19 protein-coding genes are annotated in these 19,853 nt (G+C 67.0%); 14 read left to right on the top strand and 5 right to left on the bottom strand.

Annotation, left to right across the window (positions count from 1 at the left end; genetic code table 11):
* Positions 1–78: 78 nt before the first annotated feature.
* Positions 79–612 (top strand): translation initiation factor IF-3, encoded by a 534-nt coding sequence (infC, locus tag KV697_RS08095; RefSeq protein ID WP_037569087.1) that lies wholly within the window; start codon positions 79–81, stop codon positions 610–612.
* 644 nt (positions 613–1,256) lie between these two features.
* Here the strand turns inward: infC and KV697_RS08090 are convergent.
* The gene (locus tag KV697_RS08090) at positions 1,257–4,001 is read right to left on the bottom strand and encodes a [protein-PII] uridylyltransferase (RefSeq protein ID WP_219021304.1); all 2,745 of its coding nucleotides are present in this window, start codon (positions 3,999–4,001) and stop codon (positions 1,257–1,259) included.
* Between the two features lie 216 nt (positions 4,002–4,217).
* Between KV697_RS08090 and KV697_RS08085 the strand changes: the two genes are divergently transcribed.
* From KV697_RS08085 to KV697_RS08040, 10 genes are all read left to right on the top strand, one after another.
* Positions 4,218–5,480 (top strand): glutamate-5-semialdehyde dehydrogenase, encoded by a 1,263-nt coding sequence (locus KV697_RS08085; protein WP_219020848.1) that lies wholly within the window; start codon positions 4,218–4,220, stop codon positions 5,478–5,480.
* Positions 5,477–6,076, top strand: a complete 600-nt coding sequence (locus tag KV697_RS08080; RefSeq protein ID WP_219020847.1) for a nicotinate-nucleotide adenylyltransferase — start codon at positions 5,477–5,479, stop codon at positions 6,074–6,076. Before KV697_RS08085 ends, KV697_RS08080 begins: the two co-directional genes overlap by 4 nt.
* A 12-nt stretch (positions 6,077–6,088) precedes the next feature.
* Entirely contained in the window at positions 6,089–6,493 is a 405-nt protein-coding gene (gene rsfS / locus KV697_RS08075) for a ribosome silencing factor (RefSeq protein ID WP_219020846.1), read from the top strand.
* Between the two features lie 19 nt (positions 6,494–6,512).
* The gene (locus KV697_RS08070) at positions 6,513–6,935 is read left to right on the top strand and encodes a 23S rRNA (pseudouridine(1915)-N(3))-methyltransferase RlmH (protein ID WP_042483928.1); all 423 of its coding nucleotides are present in this window, start codon (positions 6,513–6,515) and stop codon (positions 6,933–6,935) included.
* A gap of 4 nt (positions 6,936–6,939) precedes the next feature.
* Positions 6,940–8,100 carry a murein hydrolase activator EnvC family protein gene (locus KV697_RS08065; RefSeq protein ID WP_219020845.1) on the top strand — a complete coding sequence of 387 codons (1,161 nt, stop codon included), beginning with the start codon at positions 6,940–6,942 and terminating at the stop codon, positions 8,098–8,100.
* 437 nt (positions 8,101–8,537) lie between these two features.
* Complete coding sequence (locus KV697_RS08060; RefSeq protein WP_219020844.1) at positions 8,538–9,335, top strand: GGDEF domain-containing protein; 798 nt, start codon at positions 8,538–8,540, stop codon at positions 9,333–9,335.
* Between the two features lie 197 nt (positions 9,336–9,532).
* Positions 9,533–10,819, top strand: a complete 1,287-nt coding sequence (locus KV697_RS08055; protein WP_219020843.1) for a S41 family peptidase — start codon at positions 9,533–9,535, stop codon at positions 10,817–10,819.
* A 2-nt stretch (positions 10,820–10,821) separates the two neighbouring features.
* Positions 10,822–11,316, top strand: a complete 495-nt coding sequence (locus tag KV697_RS08050; RefSeq protein ID WP_219020842.1) for a disulfide bond formation protein B — start codon at positions 10,822–10,824, stop codon at positions 11,314–11,316.
* A complete protein-coding gene (locus KV697_RS08045; RefSeq protein ID WP_257575726.1) occupies positions 11,313–11,855 on the top strand; it encodes a demethoxyubiquinone hydroxylase family protein in 543 nt (180 codons plus the stop codon). Before KV697_RS08050 ends, KV697_RS08045 begins: the two co-directional genes overlap by 4 nt.
* 58 nt (positions 11,856–11,913) lie before the next feature.
* The gene (locus KV697_RS08040; RefSeq protein ID WP_257575725.1) at positions 11,914–12,354 is read left to right on the top strand and encodes a hypothetical protein; all 441 of its coding nucleotides are present in this window, start codon (positions 11,914–11,916) and stop codon (positions 12,352–12,354) included.
* A 577-nt stretch (positions 12,355–12,931) separates the two neighbouring features.
* On the opposite strand, the gene KV697_RS08035 is transcribed toward KV697_RS08040, so the two are convergent.
* Entirely contained in the window at positions 12,932–13,999 is a 1,068-nt protein-coding gene (locus KV697_RS08035) for a Glu/Leu/Phe/Val family dehydrogenase (RefSeq protein ID WP_219020840.1), read from the bottom strand.
* 128 nt (positions 14,000–14,127) lie between these two features.
* On the opposite strand from KV697_RS08035, the gene KV697_RS08030 reads away from it, so the two are divergent.
* Complete coding sequence (locus tag KV697_RS08030; protein WP_219020839.1) at positions 14,128–14,598, top strand: Lrp/AsnC family transcriptional regulator; 471 nt, start codon at positions 14,128–14,130, stop codon at positions 14,596–14,598.
* A gap of 191 nt (positions 14,599–14,789) precedes the next feature.
* Positions 14,790–16,205: a hypothetical protein gene (locus KV697_RS08025; RefSeq protein ID WP_219020838.1), complete on the top strand. Its 1,416-nt coding sequence runs from the start codon at positions 14,790–14,792 to the stop codon at positions 16,203–16,205.
* Here KV697_RS08025 and KV697_RS08020 read toward each other — a convergent pair.
* The gene (locus KV697_RS08020; RefSeq protein WP_042483974.1) at positions 16,160–16,795 is read right to left on the bottom strand and encodes a DedA family protein; all 636 of its coding nucleotides are present in this window, start codon (positions 16,793–16,795) and stop codon (positions 16,160–16,162) included. The two genes, KV697_RS08025 and KV697_RS08020, sit on opposite strands and share 46 nt — an antisense overlap.
* Before the next feature lie 75 nt (positions 16,796–16,870).
* Here KV697_RS08020 and KV697_RS08015 point away from each other — a divergent pair, with 75 nt between their 5' ends.
* Positions 16,871–17,668, top strand: a complete 798-nt coding sequence (locus KV697_RS08015; RefSeq protein ID WP_219020837.1) for an aldo/keto reductase — start codon at positions 16,871–16,873, stop codon at positions 17,666–17,668.
* Between the two features lie 23 nt (positions 17,669–17,691).
* Here the strand turns inward: KV697_RS08015 and KV697_RS08010 are convergent, their stop codons facing one another.
* Together KV697_RS08010 and KV697_RS08005 are read right to left on the bottom strand one after the other, a co-directional pair.
* Positions 17,692–18,282, bottom strand: a complete 591-nt coding sequence (locus KV697_RS08010; RefSeq protein ID WP_219020836.1) for a DUF3885 domain-containing protein — start codon at positions 18,280–18,282, stop codon at positions 17,692–17,694.
* Positions 18,283–18,369: 87 nt separating this feature from the next.
* Positions 18,370–19,767 (bottom strand): UdgX family uracil-DNA binding protein, encoded by a 1,398-nt coding sequence (locus tag KV697_RS08005; RefSeq protein ID WP_219020835.1) that lies wholly within the window; start codon positions 19,765–19,767, stop codon positions 18,370–18,372.
* Positions 19,768–19,853: the final 86 nt, after the last annotated feature.

The raw sequence follows: 19,853 nt of genomic DNA, 5'->3' as shown, positions 1-19,853 counted from the left end.
CTCGCCCTTTCAAATTTGTGCCCGATCGCTTATATTGAAATCGTAATTGCCACAGGAGAAATACCCATACGTCCTCCCATGATGCGCCGTCCGATGCAGGCGCCGCCGATGAACGGTCCTCGGTTCAACGAGTGGATTCAAAGCCCCAAGGTTCGCGTGATCGACCATGAGGGCGAGAATCTCGGCGTGATGTACACGCGCGAGGCGATGGCCCAGGCCCAGGAGCTCGGCCTCGACCTGGTCGAGGTGTCGCCGAACGCGGACCCGCCCGTCGCCAAGTTCCTCGACGTCGGCAAGTATAAGTACGAGGCGCAGAAGAAGGCGAACCTCGCCCGCAAGTCGCAGAAGACGCAGGAGATCAAGGAGATCAAGATGCGTCCGAACATCGACGACCATGACTACGACACCAAGATGAAGAAGGTGGTCGAATTCATCGGCGAGGGCGACAAGGTGAAGGTCACCATGCGTTTCCGCGGTCGTGAGCTGAGCCATGGCCAGCTCGGCATGAACGTGCTCCAGCGCGTCGCCGAGCAGGTGGCCGAGGTCGCCAAGGTCGAAGCCTATCCGCGCATGGAAGGCCGCCAGATGCTGATGGTGTTGGCGCCCAAGTGATGCGGGGCGACCGGGGGTGTAGTCCCTCGGGCTCGCGCGATGTTTGTGAAACCCCTGGTGGCCCGATGGGCCGCCGGGGGTTTTCGTTTGTGGTTTGCGCGTAGGACGCAGAGGTGTTTGAAATGCTGTGCAACGGTGTGGTCCGCCTGTGCCACATCCCCAACCTCCGTTCAGCCTGAGCCCTTCGGCTGGCTGGCAAGCCAGCCGCTCAGGATAAACTTCTGCGCCACGCGCAGAAGTCGAAGGCCACGGGAATCCGGCAACCTCACGCGCGGGGATAGGCTGGGGCGTGCACTTCGACTTCGCTCAGTGCGAACGGAGGTCGGGATTTGGGCGAGCGGAAACTTAGGGAGTCATCGGCCTGCACCTATTCCTCCCCTGCAAAGCTCGAACACGAAGCTGGTGGAGGGGTGTCCCCGTTACGAGGGCAGACTATCTCTCCGGCCGGGACACCCCTCCGTCTGGCCTTCGGCCAGCCACCTCCCCTGCCAGGGGAGGAAGGCTTGCTGCTCGCCCAGAGCGATCTCTGCGTCCTCAGTGCGAACCTCCGTTCGCACTGAGCGAAGTCGAAGTGCATGTCCGAACTTGTGCCGCGAAGGTCATCCCTCGACCTTCGACCTTGCTCAGGCTGAACGGAGCGGGCGTTACGCCGCGATCTCCAGCGCTTCCCCCGCCGCCGCGCCCAGCAGGCGCTTCTCCAGCGTCTTCAATCGCCCGCCATTGGTGATCTGATCCCCGGTCAGGTCGGTCAGATAGAACACGTCGACCGCCCGTTCGCCGTATGTCGCGACATGCGCGGAGTGGATCGTCACCTTCGACTGGAACAGCGCGTGTGCCAGCTGGTTGAGCAGCGCCGGGCGATCCCGTGCATGGACCTCGACCACGGTGAAGCGGTTGGAGGCGCGGTTGTCGATCAGGACGTTGGGCGCGATCGGGAAGGCATCCGCGCGGGGGCGGGCATTAGGCTTGGCGACCAACCGGTCGGCCAGCTTGCTGCGATTGGCAAGCGCATCCTCGATCGCGCGGCGCAGGCGGGCCAGCTGACCCGGATCGTCGAAGGGCCGCCCCAGCGGGTCCTGCACCAGGAAATTGTCGATCGCCATGCCGTCGCGCGTGGTGTGGATGCGCGCGTCGATGATGTTGCCGCCCGCGACATGGATCGCACCCGCGATGCGGTAGAACAGCCCCGGATGGTCGGCGGCATAGATGGACACGAGCGTCGCGCCGCGCTCGCCATAAACCTGCGCGTCGATCGACAGCTGCGCGTCACCTGCCGCCGCCATCTGGCGCGCGTTATGGGCCAGCACATCCTCGGGCTCTGCGATCCAATAGGCTTCGGGCAGGCGGCGGACATGCGCGGCGAACTGCGCCTCAGGCCAGCCGAGCAGCTCGCCCAGCCGCGCCTGCTTGGCGGCGATCCGCTCGGTCCGGCCGCGCTGCTTGTGGCCCAGGCGCAGCACCTCTTCGGCGGCGTCGTAGAGGTCGGCAAGCAGCTGACGCTTCCACCCGTTCCACGTTCCGGGTCCCACCGCGCGTATGTCGACGATAGTCAGCAACAACAACAGGCGCAGCCGCTCGGGGCTTTGCACCGTTTCGCAGAAATCGAGGATCGTCTTGAAGTCCGACAGGTCGCGCTTGAACGCGGTGGCGGACATCAGCAGGTGCCAGCGGACCAGCCACGCCACCGTCTCGGTCTCCGCCTCGCTCAGGCCGAGCCTAGGACAGAGCCGCTCGGCCACCTCCGCGCCCAAAATCGAATGGTCGCCGCCGCGCCCCTTCGCGATGTCGTGGAGTAGCACCGCGACATAGAGGACGCGGCGCGACACGATCTGGCCGATGATCGCCGAGGCGACGGGGTGCTCCTCGACCAGCTCCTGTCGCTCGATCCGGGCGAGCAGGCCGAGCGCGCGGATGGTATGCTCGTCGACGGTGTAGTGGTGGTACATGTCGAACTGCATCTGCGCGACGACGCGGCCGAAGTCGGGCATGAACCGGCCGAACACCCCCGCCTCGTTCATCCAACGCAGGACCAGCTCGGGGTCGTGGCGGCTGGTCAGCACGTCGAGGAACAGCGCGTTGGCGCGCGGATCGGTGCGGATGTCGTCGGCCAGCTTGGCGTCGCGCGAAGCGGCGCGGACCGCCAGCGGATGCACCTCCAATTCGTAACGATCGGCAAGCTGGAAGATCTCGATCAGCCGGACCGGATCTTCCTGAAAAAAGTCGTCGCGTGGCAGAGCGAGGCGCCCGCGATCCAGCACGAAGCCGTTCAACCGGCGCGGCCGTCTGCGGATGGTGGGCAGGCCGAAGCGGTGTCCGCGCGCCGCGAACCGCTCGTCCAGATGCGCCAGGAACGCGCCGGTCAACGCGCCGACCGTCTTCACCTGCAGGAAGTAGAGCTGCATGAACCGCTCGACCTTGGCCTTGCCGGGCCGGTCGGAGAAGCGCATCCGCTCGGCGATCTGGCGCTGCACGTCGAAGGTGAGGCGGTCTTCGGCCCGGCTAGTGATGGTGTGGAGGTGACAGCGCACCGCCCACAGGAAATTGTCGGCGCGGTGGAATTGTCGATATTCCTCGCGGGTGAACAGGCCCCGGTCGATCAGCTCGGCGGCGCGGTCGACGTCATAGACATATTTGCCGATCCAGAAGAGCGCGTGCAGGTCGCGCAAGCCGCCCTTGCCCTCCTTGACATTGGGTTCGACGACATAGCGGGTGTCGCCCATTTTGCGGTGGCGCAGGTCCCGCTCGGCCAGCTTGTCGGCGATGAATTGCCGGTGCGAATCGGTCTGGATCTCGGCCTTGAAGCGGCGTGATGCCTCGTCATACAGCGCTTGGTCGCCACATAGGAAACGCCCCTCCAGCAGGGCGGTGCGAACGGTGACGTCGCCCTTGGCCTGGCGGATCATCTCGTCGATCGAACGGCTGGAATGGCCGACTTTCAGCCCGAGATCCCAGATCGAATAGAGCATCGATTCGATGACCTGCTCGGCATGGGGCGTTTGCTTGAAGGGGGTAAGGAAGCCGATATCGACGTCCGAATAAGGCGCCATCTCGCCTCGGCCATAGCCGCCGACCGCGATCAGGGTCAGGCGCTCGCCCGCCGTCGGATTGCTCAAGGGGTAGAGCGTGTCGGTGGTGAAGTCGAACAGCACCTTCAACACCTGATCGGTCAGGTACGCCTGCGCCGCCGCAGCCTCCAGCCCGCGCGAGGGGTGGAGCGAGAGCCGCCGCGCCACCTCCTGCCGCCCGGCATCGAGCGCGGTGCGAAGGACCGGCGTGACCAGGGTGCGGCCCTCCGGCCCCGTGATCCCGAGTGCGGCGACCTGTTCGGCGAGCGCGCGACGGTCGACGATGGCGCGGCGGTTGGGGAGGGTTTCGAAACGGCTGTGCATGGGGGTGTCATAGAGGGTCGGGATGAACAAATGGAGAGGCCAAGACATATTCCTCCCCTGCAAGGCGAGGGGGACCATGCGCAGCATGGTGGAGGGGGGTCACCCTCTCGATAGCGGGACACCCCTCCGTCAGGGCTGCGCCCTGCCACCTCCCCTTGCAGGGAAGGAAGATTAGGATGCTTGGGCCTGTCCCCCGACCATGATACCGCCCCCTGCATGGCCGACCACCACGACATCCCCGCCCTGATCGCCGATATGGGCCAGCGCGCCCGCCGCGCCGCCGTCACGCTGGCGCAGATGCCGACCAAGGCGAAGGCGAACGCCCTTCGTGCTGCCGCCGCAGCGATCCGCGAGGCGACCCCGGCGGTGCTGGAGGCCAATGCGCGCGACGTGGCGGCTGGCGCGGCCAACGGCCTCAGCGCCGCGATGCTCGACCGGCTGACGCTCGATGAAGCGCGGATCGCCGGTATCGTCGCGGGCGTCGAAGCCGTGGCGGCACTGCCCGATCCGGTCGGCGAGCGGATCGACGAGCGCACCCGTCCCAACGGCCTGAACCTATCGCGCGTCCGCGTGCCGGTGGGGGTGATCGGCATTGTCTATGAAAGCCGCCCCAACGTCACGGTCGACGCCGCTGCACTCTGCGCGATGGCGGGCAATGCCGCGATCCTGCGCGGCGGGTCGGAGGCGGTGCACAGCAACCGCGCGCTGCACGCCGCTTTCGTCCGGGGCTGGACGGCGGCGGGGGGACCTGCGGATGCGGTGCAGCTGGTGCCGACCACCGACCGCGCCGCCGTGGGCGCGATGCTGGCCGCCGACGGGCTGATCGACCTGCTGATCCCGCGCGGCGGCAAGAGCCTGGTCGCGCGGGTACAGGCCGAGGCGAAGGTGCCCGTGCTCGCGCATCTCGACGGGATCAACCATGTCTATGTCGACAGCTCGGCCGATCATGCGATGGCGACGCGGATCGTGCGCGACGCCAAGATGCGCCGCACCGGCATTTGCGGGGCGATGGAGACGCTGCTGATCGACCGCGCCTATTGCCACCCCGCCGAGCTGGTCGCCGCGCTGGTCGACGCGGGCTGCACGGTGCGCGGGGATGCCGACATCCGCGAGATCGTGCCCGGACTGGAGGCCGCCACGGCCGAGGACTGGGACACCGAATATCTCGATGCGATCGCCAGCGTTGCGCTGGTCGATGGGGTAGAGGGCGCGATGGCGCATATTGCCGCGCATGGATCGCACCATACCGACGCGATCGTGGCGCGGGACGAGGCGATCGCCGAGCGCTTCCTGGCGCAGGTCGACAGCGCCATCGTGTTGTGGAACGCATCGACCCAGTTCGCGGACGGCGGCGAGTTCGGACTGGGCGCGGAGATCGGCATCGCCACCGGGCGGCTGCACGCGCGCGGTCCGGTCGCGCTCGAAGGGCTGACCACCTATAAGTGGGTCGGGCGCGGGACCGGGCAGATCAGAGGGTGAAGATTGGTCTGCTCGGCGGGTCGTTCAATCCCGCCCATAAGGGGCATCGCCGCATCACGCTGGACGCGATGCGCGCGCTCGATCTCGACGAGGTGTGGTGGCTGGTATCGCCCGGCAATCCGCTGAAGGACGGCGCCAGCGACATGGCGCCCTTTGCCGCGCGGCTGGCGTCGGCGCAAAAAATGGCCCAGCGCGCGCCGATCCGGGCGAGCGCGATCGAGCAGGAACTGCACACCCGCTATACCCTCGACACCGTGCGCGCGATCACCCGGCGTTATCCCGGCCACACGTTCATCTGGCTGATGGGCGAGGATAATCTGCAGCAATTTCATCGCTGGCGCGGGTGGCGCGATATTGCCCGCGCGATCCCGATTGCGGTTATCGGCCGTCCGGGCTACAATGCGGCCGCCCACACGACACCCGCGCTGGGCTGGTTCAGGCGTTTCCAGAGGCGTCCGGGCCAGGCGAAGAACTGGACGATGTGGAGTTTGCCGGCCTTCGTGCTGTTGCGCTTCCGCCCCGACCCGACTTCTGCCACGGGCCTTCGGGCCCGCGATCCGGACTGGTTTCGGCATATGGGCCGAAACGTCCCCTGAACAGGAGCTCACTTGGCCACTTCCCCGCAATCGCCGCGTCCGTCCGATCCCGCCGAGGTGGAGGCGCTGCATCGCCTGATCCTCGCGTCGCTGGATGACGACCAGGCGGTGGAGACGATCTCGATCCCGCTCGCGGGCAAATCGTCGATTGCCGATTTCATGGTGATCGCCAGCGGTCGCTCGACCCGGCAGGTCGCCTCGATGGCGATGAAACTCGCTGAAAAGATCAAGGCCGAGTTCGGCCGTTCGGTCCGGATCGAGGGGCTGCCGACCGCCGACTGGGTGCTGATCGACGCGAACGACGTCATCGTCCACCTGTTCCGGCCCGAGGTCCGCACCTTCTACAATCTGGAGCGCATGTGGGCGTTCGGCGATGCGCCGACTCCCCCGGCCAGCCCGGCCGACCGTAACCCCTGATTCACGCCAAGGTCCGCCCGTGCTGCTGCATATCGTCGCGCGCGGGCGGATCGGCCGTTCGCCCGAGGCCGAGCTGGTCGACCGCTATATCAAACGGATCGGCTGGCCGACCAAGGTCACCGAACTCCCCGACACCGGCGGCAAGGTCCCGCCGCTGGAGGGGCAGGCGCGTCTGGTCCTGATGGACGAGAAGGGCGAGAACCTGTCCTCGATGGATTTCGCGCGTCGGCTGGAGCGCTGGCGCGATGATGGCGTGCGCGAGTGCCGCTTCATGATCGGCGCGGCGGACGGCTTCGAGGATGCCGACCGGGCGCGCGCCGACCTGCTCATCTCCTACGGCCGGGCGACCTGGCCGCATATGATGGCGCGCGCGATGCTGGCCGAACAGCTGTTCCGTGCGACCAGCATCCTCGCCAACCACCCCTATCATCGCGAAGGCTGAACGCGTGAGGCGGCGGCATGGCGTGCTGGCGCTGGCGGCCCTGGCGCTGCTCGGCGCGACCGACATCGCCGCCGACCAGCGACGGCTGGCCGATGCCCGTGCGGGTGCGGCGGCAGCGCAGGCGCGAGCCCAGGCGCTGGAGCAACAGGCCGGAGCCGAGCGCAACGCCGCCGCCATCGCCCAGGCCAAAGAACGCGCCATGGCCGCCCGCGTCGCAGCGGCGGAGGCCGAGGTGACGGCGGCCCGCGCCCGCGTCGATCTGGTCGCCGGGCTGCTCGAGCAGCAACAGGCGAAACTGGCCAGCGCGCAGGCCCCGCTCGCGCATCTGCTGGCCGCGATGCAGAGCATGGCCGCGCGTCCCCCGGTCGCGGCGGTGGCGCAGCCCGGTTCGGTCGCCGATCTGGCGCATGTGCGTGCGGTCTTCGCTACCGTCGCCCCCGTCATCGCGCAGCGTTCCGCCACCGTCCGCGCCGAACTGGCCACCACCCGCCGGGTCCGGGCACAAGTGACGGTGGCGGCGCGCGCCCTCACCGAAACCACCGCCAAGCTGGAGAGCGAACGCCAGGCGCTGGCCCGGCTAGAGGCGAGCCATCGCGGCCGCGCCGAGGCACTGGGGCAGGTCGCCATCGACGAATCCAACCGCGCGCTGGCGCTGGGCGAGGCGGCGCGCGACATCGTCGACCGCATGGCCGAACGCGGCGAAGCGAAGGCGATAGCGGGCGAACTGCTGGCGCTGCCCGGACCCCTCTCCCGCCCGCTCGGTGCTGGCGTGATGGGACCCGCCATTGCGCCGGGCACCTATCGCCTGCCGGTGCAGGGCCGGGTGGCAGGTGGCTTCGGCGAGATTTCAGACTCGGGCGTGCGGGCGCGCGGCATCACCCTAACGACCGTCCCCTACGCCCCGGTCGTCGCGCCTGCGGGCGGCGAGGTCCGCTATGCAGGCGCGTTCCGGGGCTATGGCGGGATCGTCATCCTGAATCACGGCACCGGCTGGACCAGCCTGGTAACCGGCTTGGGCGGCATCGCGGTCAAACCGGGCGACCATGTCACAGCGGGGGCGGTCCTCGGCCGGGCGGGACGGGGACGAGCCGGTGTCGAGCCGCGCGTGACGGTCGAATTGCGCCGCGACGGGCGGCCGATGGATATTGCCGCCCTGCTGGGGTGAGCGCTCGGATAGTCTTGGGGCTGTTTCACGCCATGGACAGATATAGGCCATAACGCGCTATCATCGGCTGGGCGAACAGGACGGACTCAGGCACTTCCGCGCCCGTCTCAGGGCGTGGAAAGACCAGTCAAAACAAGCCCCGCTAAAGCAAGATGACATAAGATGCTCTCATCCCCTTCAGGGGGAGGAGCCCGGGGGTGGGGCGTATCCGCAAGCGCGGCGTTCGTGAAGGGGCCCCACCCCACCCTTGAAGGGGAGGGGCTCACATTGATTGAAGGCATTGTCATCATGCTCCAATGGCATGGCCGATCATGATGACGGCGCACCGTTGGCCGATGCTCAAGTGCCGAAACGGCCTGTCCATCAACTTAATCTAGAGTAATTCCCCGTATCGCGATGCCATGAATTGGCTCGTCTCGTTCGCCGTGGTTTTGGGAATGGCCTTTCTGGTCCTGTCCCTGCCGTCCATCGCGTCCATCCTGCGCACGCTGGGGGATGGCCGTATGCGGACGAGCTGGGTGTGGCTGCGCCGACTGATCGTCGCATTCATCGCGGGCTATGCCATTTTCGGAGTCCTGCGCGGCGGCGCGGTTGTGGCGGTCCCGGATGTGATCGTGTCACTGATCCTGGCGGCGGGCGGGGCATTCGTCCTGATTGTCGCCCGGCTTTCTGACCTGACGACGCGCGATATCGTGCGCATCTCCACCCTGGAGCGCGATGTGATTCGCGACCCGCTGACCGGCCTCTTCAATCGCCGGTATCTGGATGCCAAGCTGCATGAAGAAACCGATCGGTCGCGCCGCTATGGCACGCCCTTCTCGACGCTGATCGTCGACATCGACCGATTCAAGCATGTGAACGACACCTATGGCCATGCGATCGGCGATCGGGTCATCCGTCACATAGGGGGTCTTCTCGCCGATAGCGTGCGGCGCGAGGACGCGGTTGCCCGTTTCGGCGGTGAGGAGTTTGTCGTACTGGCCCCCGACCTGGATCTCGACGAAGCCGTGGTGCTGGGCGAGCGGCTCCGCGATGTGATTGCCACCCGGACCGTGCCCTTGCCCGACGGCCACATATTGATGATGACGGCCAGCCTGGGTGTGGCAACCCTCGCATCGGACGAAACGCCCTTCGAACTGCTGGCACGAGCCGACAAGGCTCTGTACCGCGCCAAGCAGGATGGCCGCAACCGAACCTGCCGGTCAGAGGCGCACGATAAGACCATGGTGGCCTGACGCGCATTTCGCCGCCCCGGTGAACGCCACCGGTCACCCCCCGTTCAGCACGGTTGCGCTTTGATTGCGTCCGGCTTCCCGCTACACAGGCGGTCTGCTTATCTGGTCCAGGACCCTCGATGCCCCGCCCGCTTTTCAGACTTCCGCTGCCGAACCGTCCGCTTCTGACTGCTACTGCCCTTGTCGGCGCGCTGGCCATGGTGCCGATCACGACCTCCGCGATGGCGGCCGTGGACAGTTCGACCGTCCGCCAGTTCGACCGGTTCCTCGACGTGTATAACCGGATCAAGGCCGATTATGTCGACAAGGTCGATGACGACACGCTCATCAAGGGCGCGATCCAGGGGATGCTGGCGGCGCTCGATCCGCATAGCAGCTATGTCGACGCACTCGACTTCGACAATCTGAAAATCCAGACCGAGGGCAATTATGGCGGGCTGGGCCTGACCGTCTCGATGGAGGACGGTGCGATCAAGGTCATCGCGCCGCAGGAGGATACGCCTGCCGGCCGCGCGGGCGTGAAGTCGGGCGATTACATCACTCATATCGACGGCAAGCTGATTTATGGCCAGTCACTGGACGAGGCGATCGGCCAGATGCGGGGCAAGCCGGGTACCAAGATCAAGCTGACCATCGTCCGCCCCGGTCGCGACAAGCCCATTGAGCTGACCCTGACCCGCGAGGTCATCGTCCAGCGCCCGGTCAAGTGGGAGGTGCGGGGCGATGTCGGCTATATCAACATCAACACCTTCTCCGAAAATACCGGTGCCGACACCCGCGCGGCGATCATGGCGATCGACAAGGCGCTGGGCCATCGGCCACTGGGTTACGTGGTCGATCTGCGCGACAATGGCGGCGGCCTGCTGACCCAGGCGATCGCGGTCAGCGACGCGTTCCTCGATCACGGCGAGATCGTGTCGCAGCGCGGTCGCGAGAAGTCGGATATCGAGCGTTACTACGCCAAGCCCGGCGACGACGCGCATGGCCTGCCGGTGATCGTGCTCACCAATTCGGGCACTGCCTCGGCCTCCGAGATCGTCGCGGGTGCGCTGCAGGATCATCACCGCGCGCTCATCATGGGCGAGCGCAGCTTCGGCAAGGGGTCGGTCCAGACGCTGCTGCCGCTCGGGCCGGAGACAGCGCTGCGCCTGACCACTGCGCGCTACTACACCCCCTCGGGCCGGTCGGTGCAGGAGGGCGGGATCGAGCCCGACATCAAGGTGCCCGAAATCTCCGATCCCGACTACAAGACGCGCCCCGTCTTCCGCGAGGCCGATCTGCGCCGCCACCTCATCAACGAGGTGAAGGCCGATAACGCGATCCTGGAAGAGGATACCAAGACCGATCCGCGCTTCGCGATGACGCCGGAGCAGTTGAAGAAACAGGGGATCGAGGACTTCCAGCTCTATTACGCGCTGAAGACTATCGCGCGGCTGGGCGGCGCGGCCCAGGTCGCCGCCGCCACCAAGCCGCCGGTGAAGTGACGATGGCGACCCCGCGCACCCGCAACGAATGCATGGCGAACTGGATCGCCTTCCTGCTGCCCGCCGCCCTGCTGGGCGGCGCCTGGGGCAGTCAGCTTATCGGCGGGCTTTACCCGTGCGAGATGTGCCATTGGCAGCGCTGGCCGCATTACGCCGCGCTGGCGCCCGCCTTCCTTGCCTTCTTCGTGCCGCAGCGTAGCGTCCGGGGATCGCTTGTCGTGCTCGCGGCGTTGTTGATCGCGGTGTCGGGGGCGATCGGTGTCGCCCATGCCGGGGTCGAATATGGCTGGTGGCAGGGCTTTACCGCTTGCACCTCGACGGTGAGTTTCACGGGCGGGAGCGCCGCCGACCGGCTGAACGCGATTTTGAAGGCGCCGGTCATCCGTTGCGATGTGGCGCAATGGACCCTGGGCGGGATTTCGCTGGCCGGGTTCAACGCGATCTTCTCGCTGGGCGGTGCGGCGGCGATCCTGCTGTTGATGAGGAAGGCGCGATGAGCCAGCTTCGCTGGATGCCGGGCGACCGGCGCGAACCGATGAAGGCGATGGTCCGGGTGGACCAGGCCGGGGAATATGGCGCGACCCGCATCTATGCGGGACAGCTGGCGGTGCTGGGCGACCGGCATCCCTTTGCACGCGCGATCCACCACATGGCCGAGCAGGAAGAGCGCCACCGCGCGTTCTTCGACCGGATGATCGCCGAGCGCCGGGTGCGCCCGACCTTGTTCCAGCCCTTCTGGGACAAGGCCGGTTTCGCACTGGGCGCGATCACCGCCGCGATCGGGCCCAAGGCGGCGATGGCCTGCACCGCGGCGGTCGAGACGGAGATCGACAAACATTATCAGGAACAGCTGGACCAGTTGGGCGACAGCGATCCCGAGTTGTCGGACGCCATCGCCGATTTTCAGGCCGAGGAGCTGGAGCATCGGGACCATGCGCTGGGCGCGGGCGCGGAAGAGGCGATCGCCTATCCGGTGATGTTCGGACTGATCCGGGCGGGCTGCAAGGTCGCGATCGCAGCGGCCAAGCGCCTCTGAACGATATAGCGGGAGAGAGAGGATGACGAACCGGTCCTGGGCCGCGGGCATGTTGGCCATGATGACGATCATAGGCGCAGGGACGGCCCCGGCGCTGGCGCAACAGGTCGCCGCCCCCGGTGCGGTTAAGCCCAAGAAGATCGAGGCACCGGGCGAGGTGTCGCGCAATGCCCCCGTCAACGGCGTACTGACCCTGTTCGGCAACGAGCGCTGCCCGACCGACAATCAGGGCAACGAGATCGTCGTCTGCGTCCGGCGCGGCGCGGAGGAACAGTTCCGCGTGCCCAAGGAATTGCGCGACCTCCAGGTGACGCCGGAGAATGAGAGCTGGGCGGCGCGCGCGACGGGGACGCTGAACGAGGGCGCGGGTGTGAATAGCATCGGCAGCTGCTCGGCGGTGGGCGCTGGCGGCGCGACGGGGTGCTTCGCCCAGCGCGTGCGAGAGAACCGCGCCGCCAACGCTCAGCGCCAGCGTGACGATACACCGCGCAATCCGTGATAGGTGGAGTCATCGTCGCAAAGGCTTGGGGCACGCGTTGGTAGCCCTTATGGGCGTCTCGTAACTGGACCCCGGCCTTCGCCGGGGTGGCGCGTTGGGGGCAGGTCCGACCTCCGCTTCTGCTGAAAGTAGCCAGAACGTAAATCCGGCGGCGGCTAGATTGGGATGACATAGGGTCGACCCACTCCAAGCACGGCGTTTGCGGAAGCGCCCCACCCCCGGCCCTGAAGGGGAGGGGTGGATTAATCTGACGTCATCCTGCTCTAGGCGGATGTCAGCCCTTGGCCTTCGACTTCGCTCAGGCTGAACGGAGGTGGGGGGTAGGCATGGCATAGGGCGGTGACGAGCTTGCCCCGCGCATTTTGCCGTCAACCCAAACCTTCGACCGGCCTGAGCGGAGGTGGAGCTTAGCAAAGCATAGGGCATTGACGGGCCTACCCCCGTGCATTCCGCCGCGTATCCCAACCTCCGTTCACGCTGAGCGAAGTCGAAGCGCACGCCCCGCACGGGCGGCTTGGCGCACTTCGGCCCTTGGCCTTCGACTTCGCTCAGATTGAACTAAGGGCGGGAATACCCCCTACGCCGCCACCGCCTGCACACGCGGAACCTGTGCCATCCGCTCCAGCGCCAAGGCGCGGGCCGCCTCGTCGGGCGTGATGCCGTTCCGGTCCGCCAGCGCGAGAACCGCCGCCATCTTCTTGCCGACCGCCAGCACCCGGCGCCGCACTTCGGGGGTGCGCCAGCCCAGATACTCGCCCGCCACGTTGATGATCCCGCCCGCATTGGCGAGGAAGTCCGGCGCATAGAGCACGTCGCGTTCGGCCAGCCGCGCGGCCATGTCTTCGCTCGCCAGCTGGTTGTTGGCCGCGCCGCACACCACGCTCGCGCGCAACTGGGCGATCGTCTCGGCGTCCAGCACGCCGCCGAGCGCGCATGGGGCCAGCACGTCGACGCGGGCGGACAGCAGCGCCCGGCTGCTCATCACCATCGCGCCGAAGCGGTCGGCGGCGCGCGCCGCGACCTCGCTGCGCGGCTCCGCGACGATCAGCTTGGCGCCCTGTTCGTGCAGCAGTTCGCACAGCGCATAGCCGACATGGCCCAGCCCTTGGACGCCGACCGTGACGTCGGACAGCTCCGCGCCCAGGCGCTGGCTGACCGCGACGCGCATCGCCTGTACCACGCCCAGCGCGGTCCAGGGCGAGGGATCGCCGCCGGGCTTCTGGCCCGACACGGGCAGTCCCGCGACATGGCGGGTGCGGATGGCGACCTCCGCCATGTCCGCGACGCTGGTCCCGACATCCTCGGCGGTGACGTAGCGGCCCTTCAATTCGGCCACCTGATGCCCGAACGCGCGGAACAGCGCGGCGCGGTCGAACGGCCCCTGGGGCAGGCGGATCACCGCCTTGCCTCCGCCGAACGGCAGGTCGGCCAGCGCGTTCTTGAGCGCCATGCCCTCGGCCAGCCGCAGTGCATCGACCGTCGCGGCGCGGTCGTCGGCATAGTGCCACAACCGACACCCGCCCGCCGCCGGGCCGAGCGTGGTCGAGTGCAGCACGATGACCCCGCTCGCCCCGCTGTCCTTGTCGTGGAACGTCACCACCTCTTCGGGGGGCAGGCTGTGTGGGTCATGGGCTTGGCGGAGCATCGGTCTTATCCCTGAATTTCTGTTGGAAAGGAAATAGCCCGAAGCAAAAGGCGAATCTGATCCGATTCCATGGCCGATGGTCGATTCTTCGGTTAGAATGACCTCAAAAATGCTATTTGGAGGATGAAATGTCGCAAGGTCTGGATATCTGGGAACGCCGCATCCTCGCCTTGCTGCAAGAGGATGCCAGCCTGTCCACTGCCGCCATCGCCGAGGCGGTCGGGCTGTCGGCCTCGCCCTGCTGGCGGCGGATCGACCGGCTGGAGCGCGAGGGGATCATCAAGCGCCGGGTCGCGCTGGTCGACCGGGCCAAGGTCGGGCTGAAGGCGCAAATCTTCGCGCAGGTGAAGCTGAACGCGCATGGCCGCGCCAATCTCGACGAGTTCACCGCCGCGATCCGCGAGGTGCCCGAGGTGATGGAATGTCATGTGTTGATGGGCTCGGTCGACTTCATGCTGCGCATCGTCGCGGCGGACATCGAATCCTACGAACGGCTGTTCTTCGAGCGGCTGTCCAACCTGCCGGGGGTGCAGGAAATCAACTCGACCGTGGCGTTGTCGGAGATCAAGTCGACGACGTCGCTGCCGATCAGCGCCTGATTGAAATCCTCCCCGGCACGGGGAGGGGGACCGCCGCGAAGCGGTGGTGGAGGGGGCGAGCGGCAGGGGGCGCCCTGTGTGGAAATCCCCCTCCGTCATCGCCGGCGCGATGCCACCTCCCCGTGCCGGGGAGGATTGCGCCGTATGTCCCGCCCCGCTAGCCCCACCGCCTCGAACCAAGGGGTGATCCGATGGCACGGTGGCAGGGCTTGGGAGGTATTCGGGCGGGGCTGTTCCTGCTGGTCTGGTTCTCCTGCGCCTGGTTCGGATCGTGGGAGTTCAACCCCAACAACGCGACCCGCCTGTTCGCCACGATCCGCATGGTCGAAAACGGCACCGCGACCATCGACCCGTTCGCGCCGCTGACCATCGACAAGGCGCAGTTCGGCGCGCACGCCTATCTCGACAAGGCGCCCGGCATGACGCTGATGGCGTTGCCCGCCGTGGCGTTGACCGATCTCGTCACCGGCGACCGGGCCGAGCGGCATGTCCTGTCTTCGGTCGACCCAGAGTTCGTCGATTATCTGAAACTGCGCACGCGGGTCGCCGCCGCCACCGGATCGGCGCTGCTGACCGCGACCGCGGCCGTGCTGTTGTTCGATCTGGCGCTGGGGCTGAGCGGCAGCGCGGGGGCGGCGTTGTTCGCAGGCCTCGGCTATGCGCTGGGCACGCCGATCTGGGGCTATTCCACCACGCTGCTCGGCCATGCGAGTGTGGCGGCGCTGTTCGTCATCGCGCTCGCCGGGGTCGCGCGGGGTGGCGGCAGATGGCTGGCGGTGGCGGGGCTGGCGCTCGGCTGGGCGGTGGTGGTCGAGTATCAGGCGGTGCTGGCCGGGTCGGTCATCGGGCTTTGGGCACTGGCGCGCCACCGGGCGAACCCCAAGGCGCTGGTGCCGTTTCTGGTGGCGGGGCTGGTCGGGCTGTTGCCGCTATTCGCCTATAATCTCTTCGCCTTCGGGACCATGTTCCGCATCGGCTATTCGGGCGTGGTCGGGTTCGAGGGCATGAATCAGGGGCTATTCGGGCTGACCTTTCCCCGGATCGCCGTCTTGCGTGAAATCCTGTTCGGGCCGATGCGCGGGATCGTCTGGGTCGCGCCGGTGCTGGTCCTGGCACCGATCGGGCTGTGGCGGCTGGCGGAGGAACGGGCGACGCGCGGGGCTGCGCTGACTGCGGCCGGGGTGACGCTCGTCGCGCTGCTGGTCAACGCGGCCTATGTCTATTGGGACGGCGGCAACGCCACCGGCCCGCGTCATGCGATGCCGCTGGCGGGCGTATTGGCGCTGGGGTTGGCGCCGCTCTGGGTGATGGCGCGGGCGCTTTGGCAGAGGGCTGCGCTGGCGCTGGTGCTGGCGGCCTCGGTCGTGATCAATCTGACCATCGCCTCGGCCGAAATCTTCGCGCCGCCGACCTTCCGCTGGGCCTGGTGGCAGGCGGTTATGCAGCAGCGCTTTCTGGTCGGCGACCTGCGTACCATTCCCTCCGACTGGTGGGGATGGACGACGTGGGACGGCCTGTACCTGTGGGCGGCGGTCGCGATCCCGCTCGCCCTGTGGCTGGTTCAGTCCTGTGCGCGCTTCAGCCCGCGGACCCGGTGCCAGACATAAAGGCCGATCAGCACGACCAGCACGATGCCGATCGCCAGGTCGGCGCGGTGGAAGAACGCCTTCACGCGGGGGTCCGAGTCCCACTTCTCGCCCAGTTCACGCCCGACGATCGCCAGCACCAGACAGAAGGGCCAGCTGCCGAGAAAGGTATAGAGGTGGAAGGGCACGAGCTTCATCCGCGCCACCCCCGCCGGAAAGGCGATGAAGGTGCGGATGACGGGCAGCAGCCGCCCGATCAGCACCGCGATCGAACCATAGCGCGCGAAGAAACGGTCGGCGGCGTCCAGCTCGCCAGGGCCGATCAGCAAATATTTGCCCCAGCGCTCGGCCACCGGCCGTCCGCCGCGCTTGCCGATCTCATAGGCGACGATCGACCCCAGATTGCACCCCAGCGCCCCCGCCGTCGCGGCGAGGTAGAGGTTGAACTGCCCGGTCGACACCAGATAGCCCGCAAACGGCATGATGATCTCTGAGGGCAGCGGAATGCACGCGCTCTCGATCGCCATCAGCAGCATGATGCCCAGATAGCCACCGGTGGAAATGACCCAGATGGCGAAGCTCGCCAGCGCGGAAAGAATATGCTCGACCATGGGGCCAGCGACTTGCGCGATCGGGGGGCGGGGGTCAATCGGAACCGCGCGGGGGTGCGGCCGGTTTGGGACGCCATGACCAAGCTGACCCTGAACGATGGCCGCTCCATGCCCCGGCTTGGGCTGGGCACCTATCAGATCCCGGATTCTCAAGCTGCGCTGGTGGTGCGGCGTGGCCTCGATACCGGTTATGGCCTGGTCGACACCGCCGCCATATACGGCAATGAGCGCGGTGTGGGCGACGGAATGCGCGACGCCGACGCGTTCCTGACCACCAAGCTATGGAACGACCGCCACCGCGATGCCGAGGCGGCGCTGGACGAAAGCCTGGCGTTGCTGGGCGTCGAGGCGGTCGACCTCTACCTGATCCACTGGCCGGTCCCAGCAGAGAACGCCTATGTCGAGGCGTGGCAAAGCTTGGTCGCGCTTCGCGAGGATGGCAAGGCGAAGTCGATCGGCGTGTCGAACTTCCTGCCCGAGCATCTCGACCGGATCATCGAGGCGACCGGGGTGGTGCCCGCCGTCAACCAGATCGAACTCCACCCGCGCTTCCAGCAGCGCGAGGCGCGGGCCTATCATGAAGCCAAGGGCATCGTGACCCAGAGTTGGAGCCCGCTCGGGCAGGGCGGCGACGTACTCAAGACGCCCGAGATCGTCGCCATCGCGGAGAAGCATGGCCGATCGGCGGCGCAGGTGGTGCTCGCCTGGCATCTGGCGCACGGCCTGTCGGTCATCCCCAAGGCGGCGGATGCCGCGCATATGGCGGACAATTTCGCCGCGATCGAGTTGACGCTGGATGACGAGGATATGGCCGCCATCGACGCGCTGGACGATGCGGATGGGCGGATCGGACCGGACCCGAGGACGATGTAAAGTCTGGGCGGGCCGAACGGCGGTCAGTCCATATCGAATATCGCGCTTATACGTCCGCGGTCGTGACCGAGTAGCCAATCCGCATGGGTCGCGTGAAGCACGCGTAGCGCCGCGGCGTCATGCGCCATGACGTCCATGCCACGATCGTCGTAGATGTGGAGCATCGTTCCGGCACTGGGATCGAGCAGGAATGCCACAATCGGCGCGCTCGGCGAGATCGGCATTTCCGCCGCGATGCTATGCCAAATCAGGCAGTCGCGTGCGACCTTGTCGTTGTCCAGTCGGCAACCGCGAAGAGTCCACTGATAGGCTTCGTCCGATCCGTCGTGATAGAGGACGCTTTGCCACTCGCTCGTATAGGCGGCCTGGAATCCGCTTGCCCGCAAAGTCGCGAACGCGGCCGCAGACGGCACATGGTGCGGGTCGGCGGGATTCGCCGCATCATCGACCGAGGCGACGACGGCATGGCATCCGTTCTGAAAAAGCGCGTCGGCTATAGCGATAGCGCGGCGGAAGGCCTGCAGAAATCGTGGGATCGGATGATCATCACCATCCCATCCGTCACCGCCCAAATCGAACCGCAGTCGCGGCTCCTGACGGGAGAAACGTTTCATCCAGAGGGACGACCAAGACTGCTCGAGGGATGACGAAGCCATCAGTCCCCATAGCACGAATCGACACGGGCGGCGGGTCGGCCCAACTTAACTGACTGCCTGCGCCGCCAGCTTCAGATCCTCGACGAACCGCGCATATTCGACCTCCTTTGCCGCCGGATCGGGCAGGCGGAGCAGATAGCTCGGATGCACCGTGATGAAGGCCATGCCGCCATCGGGCAGCGTCAGAGCCTTGCCGCGTTCGCGGCCGATCGTCATGACCTTGCCGAACAGCGACCGCGCTGCCGTCGCCCCCAGCGCGACCGTCACCCGAGGCTGGATCAGCAGGCGTTCCTGTTCGACCCACCAGCGACAGGCCTGGATTTCGCCAGCATTGGGCGAGCTGTGGATGCGGCGCTTGCCGCGCGGCTCGAACTTGAAATGCTTGACCGCGTTGGTGACATAGGCCGTCGCCCGGTCGATCCCGGCTTCCGCCACCGCGCGGTCGAACACCTGTCCGGCGGGGCCGACAAAGGGATGGCCCGCCAGATCCTCCTGGTCGCCGGGCTGTTCGCCGACGAACATCAGGGGCGCGTCGACCGGGCCTTCGCCGAATACCGTCTGGGTCGCGGGAGCGTAGAGCGGACAGCGGGTGCAGGTCATCGCCTCGTCCCTGAGCGCCGCCCACGCAGCCTGCGCATTGCCGCCGCGCCCGGTCCGCACATCCGTCTTGGCCGTTGCGATCATACCCGTCTCCCGCGCCTGCGCGCCCGCGATCAATTCGGAGACCAACGCGGTTTCCGGCATGTTTTTCCAGTATTTGCGCGGCATCTCCTTGAGCATCGCGCCGATCTTCACGCGGGCGGGATTGAAGATGCTGGCATAATAGGTCTTCCACACCGCCTCGGTCGGATCGCCCTCGGGCGCGTCGGCCCTGCTCGCGCCGGGACCTTCGGTGAGCGTCTTGCCGTCCCAGTGGAGCGACACCTCGGGCGTCAGGATCGACCAGCGCATCGTGGTGAAGCGGTTGACGAAGAACGCCGCATTGGCGCGCACGATATGATGCTCGGGCTCGAACCAGGCGACATAGCGCGGGCCGTCGTCATCCTCGGTCTCGCGAAAGCGCAGGAACGCGCGCATCTTGTGAATGTCGCGCCGCACGGCCTTGGCCAGCCGGTCGAGGCGGCGGATCAGCGGGTCGGCCTGATCCTCGATCAGCCGCGGCTGCGCGCGCAATCGGTCGAGCGCGGTGTGGAGTAGCGCGAACCGCTCCGGGCCGTTGGACAGGATGACGCTGCGCGCGAGGTCGATGAACGCGCGGGAGACGTTGAAGCGGGGGGTGGCGGTGGTCGGCGTGTCGTCGCCGACCGCACCGAACAGGTCGGCGGGCTGGTCGCCGACCTGCCACACGACCTGATCGGGTGGGACGCTGTCGGCGATCAGCCCGCGTGCGGCGTCGCGCCACGCGTCGAAATCGTCGGGGGCGGGCAGGGTTATGATGCGCATGGGTTCGCGACGTTCCTCCCCTGCAAGGGGAGGGGGACCAGCGAAGCTGGTGGAGGGGTATCCCCGGCTGCGAGGGCAGGCTTCGC

Origin of the sequence: Sphingomonas sanguinis (genome assembly GCF_019297835.1) — a bacterium.
Classification (GTDB): Bacteria; Pseudomonadota; Alphaproteobacteria; order Sphingomonadales; family Sphingomonadaceae; genus Sphingomonas; species Sphingomonas sanguinis_D.
Note: the sequence above shows the minus strand (reverse complement) of the source record. Positions and strands in the feature narration are given on the sequence as shown.